The sequence below is a fragment of the Pirellulales bacterium genome (assembly GCA_019636335.1).
Taxonomy (GTDB): domain Bacteria; phylum Planctomycetota; class Planctomycetia; order Pirellulales; family JAEUIK01; genus JAHBXR01.
Genome location: JAHBXR010000017.1, coordinates 65124 through 82389 on the forward strand (window position 1 = coordinate 65124; position 17266 = coordinate 82389).

General features: G+C 64.2%; 10 protein-coding genes. 5 read left to right on the forward strand and 5 right to left on the reverse strand.

The annotated features are described in order from the left end of the window. Positions 1–46: 46 nt before the first annotated feature. On the reverse strand, positions 47–787 hold the full coding sequence (locus KF708_16535; protein ID MBX3414296.1) for an MBL fold metallo-hydrolase: 741 nt from the start codon (positions 785–787) through the stop codon (positions 47–49). A 471-nt stretch (positions 788–1258) separates the two neighbouring features. On the opposite strand from KF708_16535, the gene KF708_16540 reads away from it, so the two are divergent. From KF708_16540 to KF708_16555, 4 genes are all read left to right on the forward strand, one after another. Further along, complete coding sequence (locus KF708_16540; GenBank protein MBX3414297.1) at positions 1259–4966, forward strand: SEC-C domain-containing protein; 3708 nt, start codon at positions 1259–1261, stop codon at positions 4964–4966. Positions 4967–5015: 49 nt separating this feature from the next. Continuing rightward, positions 5016–6329: a 3-deoxy-D-manno-octulosonic acid transferase gene (locus tag KF708_16545; GenBank protein ID MBX3414298.1), complete on the forward strand. Its 1314-nt coding sequence runs from the start codon at positions 5016–5018 to the stop codon at positions 6327–6329. 329 nt (positions 6330–6658) lie between these two features. Continuing rightward, positions 6659–6823, forward strand: coding sequence for a 50S ribosomal protein L33 (rpmG, locus tag KF708_16550; GenBank protein MBX3414299.1), 165 nt, complete (start codon positions 6659–6661; stop codon positions 6821–6823). Positions 6824–7066: 243 nt separating this feature from the next. Then, positions 7067–8509, forward strand: a complete 1443-nt coding sequence (locus tag KF708_16555; GenBank protein MBX3414300.1) for a selenium-binding family protein — start codon at positions 7067–7069, stop codon at positions 8507–8509. Positions 8510–8529: 20 nt separating this feature from the next. Here the strand turns inward: KF708_16555 and KF708_16560 are convergent, their stop codons facing one another. From KF708_16560 to KF708_16575, 4 genes are all read right to left on the reverse strand, one after another. Further along, the gene (locus KF708_16560) at positions 8530–9435 is read right to left on the reverse strand and encodes a DUF1571 domain-containing protein (protein MBX3414301.1); all 906 of its coding nucleotides are present in this window, start codon (positions 9433–9435) and stop codon (positions 8530–8532) included. A 307-nt stretch (positions 9436–9742) separates the two neighbouring features. Next, the gene (locus KF708_16565) at positions 9743–11173 is read right to left on the reverse strand and encodes an aminotransferase class V-fold PLP-dependent enzyme (GenBank protein ID MBX3414302.1); all 1431 of its coding nucleotides are present in this window, start codon (positions 11171–11173) and stop codon (positions 9743–9745) included. Between the two features lie 13 nt (positions 11174–11186). Beyond that, positions 11187–12773: an FGGY-family carbohydrate kinase gene (locus KF708_16570; GenBank protein MBX3414303.1), complete on the reverse strand. Its 1587-nt coding sequence runs from the start codon at positions 12771–12773 to the stop codon at positions 11187–11189. A gap of 310 nt (positions 12774–13083) precedes the next feature. Continuing rightward, the gene (locus KF708_16575; GenBank protein ID MBX3414304.1) at positions 13084–14757 is read right to left on the reverse strand and encodes a trypsin-like peptidase domain-containing protein; all 1674 of its coding nucleotides are present in this window, start codon (positions 14755–14757) and stop codon (positions 13084–13086) included. Positions 14758–15590: 833 nt separating this feature from the next. Between KF708_16575 and metG the strand changes: the two genes are divergently transcribed. Next, complete coding sequence (gene metG / locus KF708_16580; GenBank protein ID MBX3414305.1) at positions 15591–17192, forward strand: methionine--tRNA ligase; 1602 nt, start codon at positions 15591–15593, stop codon at positions 17190–17192. Positions 17193–17266: the final 74 nt, after the last annotated feature.

The window sequence follows — 17266 nt, forward strand, 5'->3', positions numbered from 1 at the left end:
CCGGGAGGTTTCTTGGCGGCAGAGGACGATCAATATTGCGGGGCGACTAACTCAGAGGAATCTGCAGCCCGTCGTAGGCAAGCGACACGCCCGGCGGCAGGCTGGCGTTGGTCGCCTCGTGTTCCAGGTCGTGCGACATGTGGGTGAGCAGCGTCTGCTTCGGTCGCACGCGCTCGACGACGGCGAGCGATTCTGCCAGGCTGAAGTGGGTGGGATGCGGCTTGTGACGCAGGGCGTCGAGAATCAGCACGTCGAGCCCTTCGAGCAGCGGCCAGCTTTCCTCGGGGATGGCATTCGTGTCGGTGCAGTAGGCGATGTTGCCGAAGCGGAAGCCGAGCACGGCCGAACGTCCGTGCCAGAGGCGGATCGGCGTCACGCGCGCCCCCAAGACCTCGAACGGCTCGGTCGCGATCCGCTCGAAGACGATCTGCGGCACGCCGCCGGCGGGGTACTTCATCGCCACCGCGTCGAAGGCATAGTCGAACGATTTGCGGATCCGATCTTCCACTTCTTCCTCGCAATAGACCGGCAGCTTGTTCCCCAGGTAGTAGGGAAATAACCGCAGATCGTCGAGTCCGAAAACGTGATCGGCATGCCCATGCGTGAACACGGTCGCGTGAATGATCCCAATCTTCTCGCGCAAGAGTTGAGTGCGGAGGTCGGGGGGGGTGTCGACGAGCAGATTCCCCTCGGGCAGCCCCAGCACCAGTCCGCAGCGCAATCGATTGTTGCGCGGGTCGGCGCTCGTGCAGGTGGCACAATCGCAGCCGATCACCGGTACCCCCATCGAGGTGCCCGTGCCCAGGAAGAGCAGCTTGCCAGTGACCGAGACCGAAGAGGGGGTATGTGGCACGGGGTTCGAACAGGGCCAAGGGAATGGGATCGGCGAGGTGTCGAGCGACGACTGGTAGCTCGCGGCCGCGAGTTATGTTACCCCGATCGGGGCCCCGGCGGAAACGTTGCGGCGTCAAGGCGTGTCTCGTTCCGCGCCTTGGCCCTGGCTTCGTTCGGCGCGTGGAGTCTCGATCGTTCGGGGCGCGAAGGATTGGTGCCGCGCAGCACAAAAGCGCGACAAGAGCCCCAAGAGCCTTGCCGGCAAGGCGAAGAACCGTTCTTGACCCTCTGCCGGCAAAGCTATAAATTACGTTGCTGGCACACGTTGCGCTAACGGAACTGCTTGCCTAATCGGCCCGCTCGGTGCCTTTGCTGGCTCCGCGCCTGGGCGTGCTCTGCCCCCTGATCCTCTCTGGCTCTGGTCATGGACCTACTCGAACGTAGTTGGGAAATTGTCGGCGATGTTTTCAGCGGCGTGGCCCGAGGGGTCGAACGCAGTCTGACCTCGCTGTTCGGCTCCTCGAATGCGCGCTTCTTGAAGCGTCTGGAGATGAAGGTCGCCGCGGTCAATGCGCTGGAACCGTCGCTGCAGACCCTTACCGACGAACAATTGCGAGGGAAGACGGATGAGTTTCGCCGTCGACTCGCCGCGGGCGAGACGCTCGATGACATTCTCATCGAGGCCTTTGCCGTCTGCCGCGAAGGTGGACGCCGCTTCCTCGGCATGCGCCACTATGACGTGCAGTTGCTCGGTGGCATGGTGCTCCACTCGGGGGCGATTGCTGAAATGGTCACCGGCGAAGGCAAGACGCTCGTCGCCACGCTGCCGGCGTATCTCAACGCCATCGAAGGACGCGGCGTACACGTTATCACGGTGAACGACTATCTCGCACGTCGCGACATGGAGTGGATGGGCCCGCTCTACATGGGGCTCGGGCTGACCGTCGGCGCGATCCAAGCCGGCATGGAGTCGGGCGAGCGCCAGTTGATGTACGCCAAGGACATCACCTACGGCACGAACAACGAGTTCGGTTTCGACTACCTGCGCGACAACATGCGTCCCGCCGCGCGCGACGATGACAAATACCCTAAGCACATGCAGCAGGCGCAGGGGCACCTGCACTTCGCCGTCATCGACGAGGTCGACAACATCCTCATCGACGAGGCGCGTACGCCGCTCATCATCTCGGGTCCCGCGCACGACGACGTTACCAAATACGCCAAGGCCGATCGCATCGCGCGGCAGTTGCAGCGAGACTCGCACTTCGAGGTCAAGGAGAAGGAGCACACCGCGCACCTGACCGAAGAGGGCGTGCGCGCCGCCGAGAAGCTGGCCGGGGTCGAAAGCTTCTACACCGCCGGCAACATGGAATGGCCCCACCTGATCGACAACTCGCTCAAGGCGCACCACCTCTACAAGCGCGACGTGAACTACGTCGTGCAAAACAACGAGGTGATCATCGTCGATGAGTTCACCGGCCGCCTCATGCCGGGCCGCAACTGGAGCGACGGTCTGCACCAGGCGGTCGAGGCCAAAGAAGGCGTCACCATCAAGGAAGAGTCGCAGACGCTGGCCACGATCACCCTGCAAAACTTCTTCAAGCTGTACGACAAGCTCGCCGGCATGACTGGCACCGCCATGACCGAGGCGAGCGAGTTCTGGAAGATCTACAAGCTCGACGTGATCGCCATTCCCACGAATCGCGGCCTGCAACGCATCAACTATCCCGACGTCATCTATCGCACCGAGCGCGAGAAGTTCCACGCCATCGCCGACGAGATCGAGCGGTTACACAAGTGGGACTCGGTGCTGCTCGACGACAAGACGATGCGGGTGGGGAAGATCGTCCGCGAATCGGAGACCGAGCTCGAGTTCGAGCCGAAAGGGGAAAAGCAGACCGAAAAGATCGACCGCTCGAAGGTCGTCGAGCTCGATCGCCACGGCCGGCCGATCCTGGTCGGCACGGTCTCGATCGAGAAGAGCGAACGGCTCTCCGAGATGCTCGATCGCCGCGGCATCCCGCACCAGGTGCTCAACGCCAAGCACCATCAACGCGAGGCGGACATCGTCGCCCAGGCGGGCCGACGCGACGCCGTGACGATCGCCACGAACATGGCCGGCCGCGGTACCGATATCGTGCTCGGCGGCAACCCCGAGACGCTGGCCTGGGCGCAGCTTCAGGACAAGTATCCCACGCGCCTCGACGTCCCCCCCGAGGAATGGGACGCCCTGGTGCGCGAGATCGAAGAGCGCGAGCACATGAAGCCCGAAGGCCGGCGCATCGCCGAGATGGGGGGCTTGCACATCATCGGCACCGAGCGCCACGAGGCGCGCCGCATCGACTTGCAGTTGCGCGGTCGCTGCGGTCGCCAGGGGGATCCCGGCAGCAGCCGCTTCTACCTCTCGCTCGAAGACGACCTGATGCGCATCTTCGCCGGCGAATGGGTGAAGAACGTCCTCACGCGTCTCGGCATGCAGGAGGGGGAGGCCATCGAAAGCCGCATGGTCTCGCGCCGCATCGAAGGGGCCCAGAAGAAGGTCGAGGAACGCAACTTCGAGATTCGCAAGAACCTGCTCGAGTACGACGAGGTCATGGACGAGCAGCGCAAGCGCGTCTACGGCTACCGGCAGTCGATTCTCGACGGCGCGAACTGCAAAGAGCTGATCTTCGAGATGATCGATACCCAGATCGATCATTACCTCGGCCAGTTACTCGATAAGGATTACAGCACCGCCACGTTCGCCAGTTGGGTAAGCGGTATTTTTGGCCAGGAGTACGATCCGCGCGATTTTCGTGGGCTCGACTTCGACGCCGCCGAGCAGGTCGCCAAGGACGAAGCCGAACGCATGGCCGAAGGCGCCGTGCAAGAAGCCATCGACGAGAACCTGCCCGAGGGGGAAGACACCGACGAGTGGAACTGGGAGGCCTTGGCCAAGCGGGCCAATCTCCGCTGGAAGCTCAACCTGCGCGATCGCGATCTGAAGAAGGTCGGCCGCGACGGCGTCGCCGAGCTGCTGCTCGAGCAGGCCCGTGCCGCGATCGCCGACGTCGATCTCTCGGAAGGCAAGCGTCTGCTCGATCCCGACTTCGGCCTCCAGTCGGCCATCGGCTGGGTGCAGCAGAAGTTCGGCATCGAACTCAAACCGGACGACGTCCGCCCTCTCGAGCCGAAAGCCTTCGCCGATCACGTTCGCCAGAAGGCGGCCGAGGCCTACGCATTGAAGGAGGCCGAGTTCCCCGTCCTGGCCGGGCTGTATCGTTACACCTCGCGCGATGCGCAGGGTCAAAAGCACTTCGAACGCGACAAGCTCGTCGCCTGGGCCAGCGATCGCTTCGACACGGACTTCTCGATCGACAATCTTCGCAACAAGCAATCGGACGAGACTCGCGCTCTGCTCGTCGAGATCAGCCGCAAGCACCAGGCCCAGGCCGATGCCGTGCGCAAGGAATTGCACCGGCGCGTGTCGCGCATCTTCGGCGAACACGCCCCCCCGGGGACGACGGTCGGCGCGGCGGTGAGCGGGTCGAATGGCGCCCTGCAGTCGCTGGTCGACTACGTGAGCGACGAGCTCGACGTCGATCTCGTGAAAGACAATCTGGCGCGACTCGAACACGAGGAGCTCGAACGCCATCTCGAAGGAGCGCTCGAGGATCGCTTCCGCCCCGAAATGCGGCGGATGGAACGCTCGCTCGTGCTGCAGATTTTGGACGCCGCCTGGAAAGATCACCTGCTGGCGATGGATCACCTGCGCCACAGTGTGGGTCTGCGTGGCTATGCCCAGGTCGACCCCAAGGTCGAGTACAAGCGCGAAGGCATGAAGACCTTCGAGGCCATGTGGCACTCGGTGGGCGAACGCGTGACCGATCTCGTCTTCCGCATGGAACAACTCGACGAGAACTGGATCAGCTCGCTGTGGGTCGAGCAGCGTGCCATCCACGAAGATGCCCCCCCCCCCAGCGAGATTGCCGAGCAGCAGCAGAGCGCGATCGACGCCTCGCAAGCGACTCAAAAATCGGAGCCGATCCGCAACCGGCAGCAGCACGTCGGACGCAACGATCCCTGCCCCTGCGGCAGCGGCAAGAAGTTCAAGAACTGCTGCATGCGCAAGGGGGGCGGCAGCCCGATTTAGCCTTTCGTGGCGGAACAACGACGTCAAGCGGGAAAAGGAGTTCCCCCCCGTGGCGTACCTGCTCAATGCGGCCTATCTCGCGGCGCTGGTCGTGGTCTTGCCCTGGTTGCTGGTCGCCGACCTGCTGCGCGGCAAGCGCCGCGGCGGCTGGCGCGCCAAGTTGACCGGTCGCGTGCCGCGACGCACGAATGACCGCTACTGCGTCTGGCTGCACGCCGTCAGCGTGGGCGAGGTGAACCTGCTCCGCACGCTGGTGGCCGAGCTTGAGGAACGCCAGCCCGATTGGGAATGCGTCATCTCGACGAGCACCGTCACCGGCTATGAATTGGCCAGGAAGCGTTTCGCCGGGCGACTCGTCTTCTACTGCCCGTTCGATTTCACCTGGGCGGTCCGCGCGGCGATGTCGCGCGTCCGGCCCAACCTGCTCGTGCTGGCCGAGCTCGAACTATGGCCCAATCTGATCGCCGCGGCCCGCACCCGCGGCGCCCGAGTCGCCGTCATCAACGGGCGGCTCAGCGCCAAAAGTTTTCGCGGCTACGAGCGCATCGGCTGGCTCGCGGCCCGGCTGCTCCGGGGGGTCGATCTCGTGGCCGCGCAAAACGAGGAGTACGCTGCGCGCTTTCGCGCGCTCGGGGCGCCGGCCCATCGCGTGCAAGTCACCGGGTCGCTCAAGTACGACGGCGCCCAGACCGACCGCTCGAACACCTCGACCCGGGCGCTGGCGGCGCTGGCGGGCATCGCGCCAGAAGACCCCGTCTTCGTGGCCGGCAGCACCCAAGATCCCGAAGAATCGCTGGCGGTCGACGCCTTCCTGAGTTGCCGACCCCACCATCCAGAGCTGCGGCTGGTGCTGGTCCCCCGTCATGCCGAGCGGTTCGACGAGGTGGCCGAGATGCTGCGCTCGCGAGGCGTCCCCTTTGTGCGACGTTCGCAACTTGGTCCCCATCACAAGCGGCCATCGCCCGAGGCGCGCGTGCTGCTGGTCGACACGATCGGCGAGCTGGGGGCCTGGTGGGGGACCGCAACGGTCGGCTTCGTCGGGGGCAGCCTGACGCAGCGCGGCGGCCAGAACATGATCGAGCCGGCCGCCTACGGCGTGGCTACCTGCTTTGGCCCCAATACGCAGAACTTCCGCGACGTGGTCGAAACGCTGCTGGCGGCCGGGGGAGCCGAGGTCGTCCGGGACGGGCAGGAACTGACCGCTTTCGTCCGCCGGGCCCTCGATGCCCCGGAAGAGGCCGCGGCCTTGGGGCGGCGAGCCAGGCAACTCGTGGCCCAGCAATTGGGGGCCACCACGCGCACCATCGATCTGCTGCTTTCCCTCACGGAAACGGCAGGGGCCAGGGAACGCCGCGCGGCGTGAATGGGCCGTCTGCTCAGTCGCATCCGGACATTCGTTCGCAACAAGGCACGTCGCCTCTTGTGGAGAAACACCCCTCTCGGCCACGCCAGCCGGCCCCATCGCCCCACCAATTCGCCCTTTTCAGCTACTCGGCCGCGAAATTGGGGCTGGTGATCGGCTACCCCAAGGCGTTATACTGGGCGGCCTTCAATCGAACAGCTTGTCCCTGCGCCCCTGCCGGCGAGAGTGGGACAGATCGGCCGAGCCGCCGCGGCCTCCTCTGCAACACGCACCAGGATATGGCCCGGCCCGCCGGCAGACCACTTTTTTATCTCGAGGAGTTTTTTCGGATGGCCAAGTCGAAGAAGAAGGTCGAGACCGTGTTCCTCGTCTGCGAGGAGACCGGCGACTACAACTACACGCTCCGTCGCAAGACGGGGGGCGAGAAGCTCAAGCTTAGCAAGTACTCGCCCCGTCTCCGCAAGCACACGATGCACGTCGAGAAGAAGAAGTAACGCTCCCCGCGTTCCTTTCGCCCACGAGCGCCCATCGAGTCGGCCGCGTGTCGTGCGGCGGCACAGCCTCAACGGGGCTGGACCCGTTCACTCCGGCGTCTGGTCCGTCCTTGTTATGCGACGGGTTTCTTCATAATTCGTCTGTCTCGTTGTGCGGCGCTGGCGAGACCGTCTACCATAATCTGCGCGCCGTCGCAGGTAGTTGCGTAGATCGGCGCGCCCCCTTAGTAGCGGAGCCGAACCATGCGACGACGCGAGTTCTTGCAGGCAGCCGCGGCGACTACCCTCTCCGGTTCGTTCGCCGCGCGTGCCCTCGGCGCGACCCAAACTCACGCCGATGAGGCCTGCTGTGGGCCCGGCTTCGCTTCGCCCGCCGAAGCGATCCAAGCGCCGCGCGAAGAGCTGCTCTACACCGTGGCCCTCTATGCCGGCACGCCGGTCAAGAAGCCCGACTACCTGGCCACGATCGACGTCGATCCGAAATCGCCTACGTACTCGCAAGTGATTCACCGCCTGCCGATGCCCTACGTCGGCGACGAGCTGCATCACTTCGGCTGGAACACGTGCAGCAGTTGCCACGGCGACGGCGAGAAACACCGCCGTTACTTGATCGTGCCGGGCAACGCCTCGAGCCGCATTCATATCGTCGACACGCACGATTCCCGCGCGCCGAAGCTGGTCAAGGTGCTCGATCCCGACGTGGTGAAGAAGCAGGTGAATCTCAGCGCGCCCCACACGGTCCACTGCCTGGCCGACGGGCAGGTGATGATCTCGATGCTGGGGGATGCCGCCGGCAACGGCCCCGGCGGCTTTCTGCTGCTCGACGACAAGTTCGACGTGGCCGGCCGCTGGGAACGCGATCTAGGCGGCATGAAGTTCAACTACGACTTCTGGTACCAGCCCCGCCACAACGTGATGGTCTCGAGCGAATGGGCCGCGCCCAAGACCTATCAAACCGGCTTCAGTCCGAAAGAGGTCGAGGCGGGCAAGTTCGGCCAGCAGATTCACTTCTGGGATTGGCAGGCACGCAAGATCGCGCAGACGGTCGATCTCGGCGGCACGGGGCTCATCCCGCTCGAGGTACGCTTCCACCACGATCCCGCCAGCACGCACGGCTTCGTCGGCGCCGCGCTGTCGAGCACGATGTGGCACTGGCACAAGCCGGGAGACCAGTGGCAGGTCGAGAAGGTGATCGAGGTCGAAAGCGCCACGCCGCCGGGGAGTGACGCTCCCATCCCGGGACTCATCACCGATCTGCTTCTTTCGATGGACGACCGCTATCTCTACTTCTCGAACTGGCTACACGGCGATATCCGCCAGTACGACATCACTGACCCGGCGAAGCCGAAGCTCGTGGGGCAGTTGTGGTGCGGCGGCCTGCTGGGCAAGAACCCCGAGTTCCGCGGCCGCAAGTTGATCGGCGGTCCGCAGATGCTGCAGTTGAGCCTCGACGGCCGTCGGCTCTACGTGACCAACTCCCTCTACAGCGTGTGGGACAACCAGTTCTATCCCGACATGGCCCAGGCGGGCTCGGTGCTCTTGCAGGTTGATTGCGACACGGAGAAGGGGGGCCTCACGTTGAACGAGGATTTCCTCGTCGACTTCGGCCTCGAACCGCAAGGCGCGGCCCGCGCCCACGAAATGCGCTACCCCGGCGGCGACTGCACGTCGGATATCTTCGTGTAGTCGATGGTATTGTTGTCCACCTACTCGGCTGCCAATTCGCCGCTCGAGACCTTATCCGGCTCGGGGAAGAAGTAGGCCGGGTTGCGGATGTCGAAGTCCCGGTCTTCGAGCGGCCGATCGAACTGGTAGTTCAGATACGTGTACTCTTCGAGCAGGATCGGCTTGTCGCCCGCCTTCTGCGGCCAGCTATACGATTCGTACCGCACCGGCACGTGCCACTGGCTGTCGATGTAGACCCGCGCGTGATGGAAGCGAAATTGCTTGCGCGGCGTGGGATGCGTCACCGCGATGCATATGCAGGGACGCTCGTCGATCTTGGCGTTGCGGTCGATCTTCACGTCACACTCGCCGTAGCGGGCATCGCTCTTGGCGATGGTGACCAGGCGCTCGATCAAGTTGAGCATGCCCGCCTCGGTGAGCGGGTAGCGGCTTTCTTGCAGCGCCCGGCGTCCGTCGGGATAGAGCGAGGCCGTGCCCATCATCTTGTAGCGATCCGAGTGGGCCCACATCATGCCGTTGTTCTGTCCCTCGACGAAGATCACCTCTTGCAGCGGCTTACCCTTGGCGCCGGGAAAGCTCACATACACGCTGAATGGCTCGTGGCGGACCTTCATCTCGAGGCGCTCGTATCGTCCGAGCTCGCCGTTGAGACGCTCGCGTTTGACGAGCGTGCAACTGTAGCCGGGCACCTGGCGAAATGCCTCGGCGGCCTCGGTACCCCAGCGGATCAAGGGCCGCAGCGGATGCTCCCCCGGCTTGGGCGCCAGCTCGCCCGGCGCCGTGCCGATGGGCTTGGCGAGCTTCAGCGGCGACGGTGTCGAGACTTTCTTCGCCGGCGGCGACTGCGCCTGCGCTGCTGGCACGAACGACACGAAAAGCAAGGCGACCGCGGACAGCATCTCGAGCGTACGAACGTGGCACAGCACTGCTAGCGACTCCTCGGTGGCGAGGCATGGTGATCGACGGCGCGGCGCTCTTCGGCAAATTATTCACCGGAAGGCGCGCTAGGCAAATCTAGCTCACAGATCCGCGCGCCGACGCCCCGCGCGACTCCTGGGCGCGCACCGTCCAATCGGAATCTTCATCACAGGCGCAGCATTTCCATCGGCGCGCGGCTTTGCCTCTCGCCACTGTGTGGCGGCAAATACCGGCATACGAAGCAAACTTCTCGCAGAATGCGCAGCTTGCCAGCGGAATGAAGATCGCGTGAAACGGCCAATCGCCGCCTTCGCTTTATGGACGGTAGTAGATGTCCATCACCTGCTTGAGCATGTCGTGGACGAACGAACGGTCGGGAATCGCCGCCGCCAGGCCGTAGATCGGCGCCATGCCCCCTTCGATGTTCGGCGTGTTGCGCACGTACTCGACCGAAGCTCGCAGGTCCTCGACAAACCGCTCGGCCACGCCGGGCTGTGCCAGACGCAAGGTGGGGCTCACGTGAATGGCGGCCGGACGCTGCAAACCGGTGAGCGCCCAGCGGCGATACGACATCTGGTCGAGCACCTGGTAGATGTCGATGTCGTCGGCCGCGAAAGAAAAGACAAACAGCGGATCGCCCAGCAGGCGCAAACCTGGAATGCTGGCCACGCCCCGCTTCATGATTGCCACGGCGTCGAGGATCTGTCGCGTGGCGTCGAGGTAGCCCTTTTCGCCGATGGTGACGAGCGCGGCCCAGCAGGCGGCGCTCAGTCCGCCGGGACGGCTGCCCGAGAAGGTTGGCGAGTAGTACAACCCCCCCGGCCAATCGGCGATCGTGAAGTATTGATAGCGCCGCAGTTGCTCGCCGCGGTAGAGTACCGTCGAGGTTCCCTTCGGGGCGTAGCCGTACTTGTGCGTGTCGCACGACATCGAGGTGACGCCCGGGAGGCGGAAGTCGAACTTCGGCACCGGCGCGCCGAGCTTTTCGGCCCAGGGCAAAAAGTAACCGCCCAGGCACGCATCGACGTGGAAACCGATGCCGCGGTTCTGCGCGATCTCCGACATTTCTTCGAGCGGATCGATCGTGCCGAAGGGAAAATTCGGCGCGGAGCCGACCAGGGCGATCGTGTTTTCGGTGATCGCCGCCTCGGCAGCCTTTACGTCGGCGCGGAACTGCTCGTCGAGCGGAATGCTCTTCACTTCGATGCGGAAATACTGCCCCGCCTTGTGAAAGGCGGCGTGCGCGGAGACGGGCACGACAAGTTCCGGCCGCGTGATGCCGCGCGTCGCCTCGGCCCAATCGCGGTAGGTCTTCATCGCCAGCAGAATGCTTTCCGAGCCGCCCGAACTGACCGAACCGCAAATGCCCTCGGGCGAGCCGAACGGCGCGGTCGTCTGGCCGGCCCCCAGCATGTTCGCCGTCATGGCCACGATCTCGGCCTCGAACTTCGCGGCACTGGGCCAGAGATCCGAATGCAACTGGTTGACCTGCGACTGCACGGCGTAGATCTGGTTCAGATAGTCGACGTGCGATTCATCGCCGTGGTAGACGGAACCCGAGGCGTAACCCTCTTTCCAACGCGGCATCTCGCGTCCGCGCAGCTCTTGCATCAGGGCGAAGATCTCGTCACGGCTGCGCCCCTGCTGGGGAATCTCGGTCGTGATGCCCAACTCGCCGCGATAGGGATGCATCATCTGGTCGATCATCGACAGCGGATCGGTGGCGACGGTGTTCTGTTCGGACATCGAAAGACCTCACTTATTCCGCGGGGGGTGTATTGAGCCGTCCGAAGATCGGCTTATTGGCGTGATAGAACTTCTGGAACTCGCGAAAGACTCGTTCATACAAATCGCGCCGGCGGGCGTCCGGCCGATACGTGTGGCCCAAAGCCACGCGCTGCGACAGTTCCTCGACGCGCAGTTTGCCCAGGGCCACGAAGGCCGACAAGGCCGCCCCGCGGGCGATCGATTGATTCGGCTCCGCTACCTGCACGATCGGGCGATCGAGCACGTCGGCGAGAATCTGGCACCACAGCGCCGATTGCGCGCCGCCGCCGATAAAGCGCAGTTGCGGCTGACGTTTCCCGATGAAGCGTTCGACCGCCTCGAGCGCCCAACGCAGATTGTAGGCGATTCCCTCGAGCACGGCACGGGCCGCCTGGGCCCGGGTGGTCCGCAGCGACCAGTTCATAAAACCGCCTCGTGCCGTGCTATCGCTCGTGGGGGGCCCACTTCCACCGAGCCACGGCAGAAAGACGAGCCCCTCGCAGCCCGGCGGCGCGCTGCTCGCCAGCCGCTCGAACTCGGCATAGCGATCGCCCCCCACGGCGGTGAAATGGTCGGCAAACCACTCCTTGACGAATAGCTCGACGCACTTGCCGGCCGCCAGCACCTCGCAAACGACCATGTTCTTGCCCTTCAAGGCCGAGGGCATCGTGGCGATATAGCGGAACAAGTCGGTCCGCTTGAAGGGCACATGACAGGTAATCCACGACGACGTGCCGATGCAGACGTGTACCTCACCATCGGCCACGGCGCCCGAACCCAACGCCGCGGCATGCGTGTCGCACATGCCCATCACCACCTGCGTCTGCGGCGAAAGGCCCCAGTCTTGCGCCACCGCGGGCAGCACCGTGCCCAGGATCGTATCGACGGGCAACAGCTCGGGCAGCTTCGCGCGATCGAGCCCCGCGGCTTTGATCAGCGAGTCGGCGTAGACGATACCCGGATTGCGGCGGTTGTCGGTCAGCAGGTAAGGAAAAATCGTGGCATGCGAGGCCGCCGTGCGACCCGTAAGCCGCAGGTTGATGTAATCCATCGGCTCGAGGAGCGCCTCCGCCTGGCGATACACGTCGGGACACTCGTGCTTGATGAACAACAGATGCGCGAGCACGTCGTTGCCCGAGTGGGTGGGCACGCCGCCGGTGTTGCGAATCCAGCGCACGAGCGTGGGCAGGCTGTACCCGCTGATCTTCACGAGCCCATCGGTCATCGCCTTGGTGTAGGGAGCGCCCCGGCCATCCATCCAGTGAACGGCCCGCATCAGCGCGCGGCCCTCGGCATCGACGGGGGTCGTCACCGACCACTGACTGGTGCAGGCGACGGCGATGATGCGTTCGCGCGGAACGAGCTGACGTGCCAGGATCTCGCGTGCGGCATCCGAGATCGTGGACCACCACTCCTCGGGATCCTGCTCGACGCCGCGTTCGCCGACGAGATACGTGGTGGTCGAACGGCGGGTGCTGGCCAGAATCTCACCGCGCTCCGAGACGAGCGCCACCTTGGGGCCACCACTCCCCAGGTCCAGGGCCAGGACATAACTCGTTTCGTGATCGTTCCGCGTCATGTCGTGGCTTCTCGTGAGCCACGATGTTAGGCGGGCGAGAGTGAGTAGTCAAATCAGGATTCGCATTAGAAACAGCAAGTGGCACAGGCTGCCAACCTGTGCCACTTTGTCTGAATGGCAGCTCATGTAGGTCAGGTACGCCGTACCTGACAGTCTTTCGAGTTCGCCACGTCGAACCGTGTCAGGTACGGGGTACCTGACCTTCTATGAAGGTCTATCGCTCAATGTCAGGCACGGGACAGGTGGCTCTCCCCAAAAAGCGAACCAGAAGACTCTACCCTCAACCTGACATTCATCGATAGATCGACTACTACCTCTGCGTCACGACGCCGCTCGGGCGGAGCGGGCGGAAGCCACCGTTCTGCGACGACGTCGACGTGAGATGCCGCGCGTCTTGCACCTGGCGTTCGGCGGCCAGTTGCTGCAGGAAGGCGGGCGAGGCGTGATCGAGCACGATGATCTCGCTCTTGGCGCGAGGATCGGCCAGCGGACGCACGACGCAGATGACTTCGGCGCCCCCGGAATGCTTGTTGATCGCTTCGAGCGCGGCACGTTCCTGGGGCGACAGCCTGGCCAGCGTGGCCGCGTCGGGCTGCGTCCCCGCCACGTCACGCAAGACCGCCACGCCCGCCGCCGGACCAGGATGATGGCTCGCCGGTAGCATCGCGGCGGGCACGTATTGTCCCGAGGGAGCCGAAGCGTCGGGCGGCGTGGCGGCAATCGCCGTCGGCTCGGGCGCGGGCATGTGGCCAGGCATCGCTGGCGGGGTCACCGGCATCCAACCTTCGGCACTGGGGGGTTCGATCGTGGCAGGCGCCGCGTTTGCTACAAGACCGGCCGCGGACGCACCGGGCGCCGCTTGATACACGTAGCCCAGTTGCTGTTCGTCGAGCAACTTCTGGATCGCTTCGAGTCCGCGGAACAATCCCTGGTTGTCCGTGGGGTCGGCCGCGTTGCAGACGCCGATCGTGTAGCCTTCGGCGCTGAAGAGCCCCCCGCCGCTGCGACCTTCGACCGGCTGGCCCGCGACCTGAATGTTTTGCGGACCGAGGAATTTGTTGAGCGAGTCGATCTTGCTCTGCTGCACGGTCGGATCGGCGCCGCCATTGCAGCCGATGCTGGTCACCGGTTGGCCGGGTTGCAGTGCGTAATGGGCGGGGGCGATACGAGCGGGCACGACGGGCACGCCCGGACGAATGGCCAGGATGCCCAGGTCCGTCTTATCGTCGAAATAGATCAGCTCGCCGGGAACGCCCTGCGGGGCGCCTGGTCCGAAGAGATCGACGGTGATCTTTCCCTGCCCTTTCGAATCGCGAAAGATATGACCGCACGTCAGCACGAGCGCCTCGCCTTCGCGGGCGTCGATGATCGTGCCGCTGCCCCCCGACTGGCCGTCGGGATCTTGTACCTTGATGCGGACGCTCGCGGCCATGATCGCTTCCGGGGTCGTGGCGCGATCGGCGGCCCTGTGGTTGTTCGAAGGCATGGCCGGCGTCGATGGTAGCATCTGCGGCGCTGCCGGCGCCGGAGCAGAGACCGCCGCGGCCAGCGGAGCGTTGCTCGTCGTGGCTGGCATGGTTACCGGGACCAAGGGAGCGACGGGCGCCGTGACGACCGCCGGAGGAGCATAATCGGGCGATTGACCGCGCGCATGACCACCGGCGCTGTTGGACGGGTAGACTCCCGCCTTGTGCATCATCGATTGCAGGTGTTCGAGGCTGGTCGAGCCGACCGTGCGATCGACTTCGCGCCCGTCGACCAACAGCACGAAGCAGGGAATGCTTTGCACGTGGTAGAGGGCGGCGAGCTCGCGTTCGCGATCGATGTTCACCTTGCGGACCGGATAACCCGCCGCGGCGAGTTGGTTGACCGCGGGTTCCATCTGTCGACACGGTCCGCACCAATCGGCCGAGAAGTCGACGAGAACCGTGTCGCTGGCCCCCAGCAACGAAAACGCGACGAAGGCCGCCTGAAGCGTGGCCATCGATCCCTCCTTGGATCTAGAGCTGCGTTTTTCGCCGTCACGCACGTGCCGTGCGGAACGGCGAACGACGGCGCAGCGAAGAGAACGGCAGCCGCGGACGGGGATTGAAGCTCTGGCGGACCGGCGGTCCGAGCGCGGACAGGGCCCGAGCTTCAACGGCTGGCGCAACCTCCCTGTTGCCATCAAAAGGCTCGCCCGACCGTGTCGCTGTCACTGCGCCTCTTGCGCGAGTGGCCGATTCTGTTTCGGGCAGAACCGTGCGACGGCGGGTTGTCGTAGCGAACCACCAAAACTTTGGGTCACGAAGGGCGGCATATTGCACGCCCACGGCATTTCTTACAATCCCAATCGTGCGGCTCGATTTCGACCACTGCCCCCATCCAGCGAGCAAAACAGCGGTCGTGGAACCACTTGAGACGCTTCGAGCCCGGCGAACGCGGTCGTCCGCCAAGACCGACGAGTTTCAGAGATGCACGCGCCGTGCCAAAAATCGGCCAATCGAGCGAACCACCTTGTGGCGCGATGGCGTCTCGAACTTAACCCGAAGCGTCAGCGCGGGGATTCTTGGAAACAACATCGATTGTAATGCCCCCTCGCTCACGCTTCGGGTTAGGAATCGTCCATCGTACCAAGGGCTGCTAGCACGCGGTGATTTCACCCGATCATTGCTCCCGCGCGTGCTCTGCTCAAAGCCCGACATAACCTAGACTTGCGTGTGCGACGGACTCGTCTGCCGGCCGCGAGCACGGTCGGCTACAATGCCCGCACGCTGCCCCGGCTGACGTTCGCTCTCGTGATTGTCTCGTGTCCACCTGCGGAATCGACGCCCCACCATGTCCGAAAAGTTCTATCTCACGACCGCCATCGACTACCCGAACAGCCGGCCGCACATCGGCACGGCCTTCGAGAAAATTGGCGCTGACGTCCAGGCACGCTATCGGCGCCAGCAGGGGCGGCCGGTCTATTTTCTCATGGGCAACGACGAGAACACGATCAAGGTCGTCGAGCGGGCGGAGCAACTCGGGCTCGAGCCGAAGCCTTATGTTGACGACATGGCCCGCCAGTTTCGCGAGGTCTGGGGGGCGCTCGATATCTCGTACGACGACTTCATCCAGACCAGCGAAGAGCGGCACCGCATCGGCTGCCAGAAGTTCATCTCCAAGGTCTACGAAGCGGGCGACATCTACAAGAAGAACTACCAGGCGCTCTATTGCGAAGGCTGCGAGGAGTTCAAGACCGAAAGCCAACTCTCGCCGGAGCGCCGCTGTCCGAACCATCCCAACCGCGAGCTGAAGCACGTCGAGGAAGAGAATTACTTCTTCCGGCTGTCGAGCTATCAGGAGCGACTGCTCGCGCTGTACGACGAGCGCCCCGATTTCATTCGTCCCGAGACGCGCCGCAATGAGATTTTGAGCCTGGTGCGCGGCGGGTTGGAAGACATCTCGATCAGCCGCCGCGATTTCACCTGGGGCATCGACGTGCCCTGGGATGCCGAACACAAGATCTATGTCTGGTTCGACGCGCTGTTGAACTACATCACGGGCATCGGCTACGGCACCGACGAGGCGCTCTTCAAACGTTTCTGGCCGGCCGACGTCCACTTCATCGGCAAGGACATCACGCGGTTCCACTGTGCGCTATGGCCGGCGATGCTCTTGAGCGCGAGCGTCGAGCTGCCGCGGCAGGTTTTCGCCCACGGCTTCGTCTACGTGAAGAACGAGGCCACCGACGAAGTGCAGAAGATCTCGAAATCGCTCGGCAACGTGATCGAGCCGATGGATATCGTACGTGAGTTTTCGAGCGATGCCTTCCGCTATTACTTCATGCGCGAGTGCCCCTTCGGCGGCGACGGCGAGTTCAGCTTTTCGCGCTTCGTGGCCAGCTACAACGCCGATCTGGCGAACAACCTGGGCAACCTGTTCAGCCGCACGACCAGCATGGCGCAGCGCTATTTCGATGGCGTGCTGGCCGGCTCGCGCGACGTGGCGCCGAGCGAAGTCTTCGGCGATCTTGATCTCTTGGCCACGGTGCGCGGCATTGCCGAGGATATCGAGGCATGCCGCTACAACCTGGCGCTGGAAACGATCTGGCGACAGGTGCTCGACCGTGCGAATCGCTATATCGAGGAGCAGCGTCCCTGGCTGCTGGCGAATCCGCAGAAGCCCGAGTACGACCTGGCCGCCTGCAACCGCGTGCTGGCGAACCTGGCCGAGGCGGTCCGCGTGGCGGCCATTCTGATTCGGCCCTTCCTGCCGCGCGCCGCCGAGCGAATCTACGCCGGCTTCAATTTTCCGACGCCCTTCGCCGAGGCGGGTTACGACCAGATCGCGACACGCCCCGCGCTGGTGGAAGATCTGCGCGTCACCGCCGCTTTGACGGCCGACGGCAAGGTGGAACCGCTCTTTCCCAAGATCGAACCGGCCAAGGCGAAGTAGCCGGGATCGCCCTTAAGGGGGCAGCCGATACGCCTGGTGGGATGGAACAAAAAAATCACCGCGAAGACGCAAAG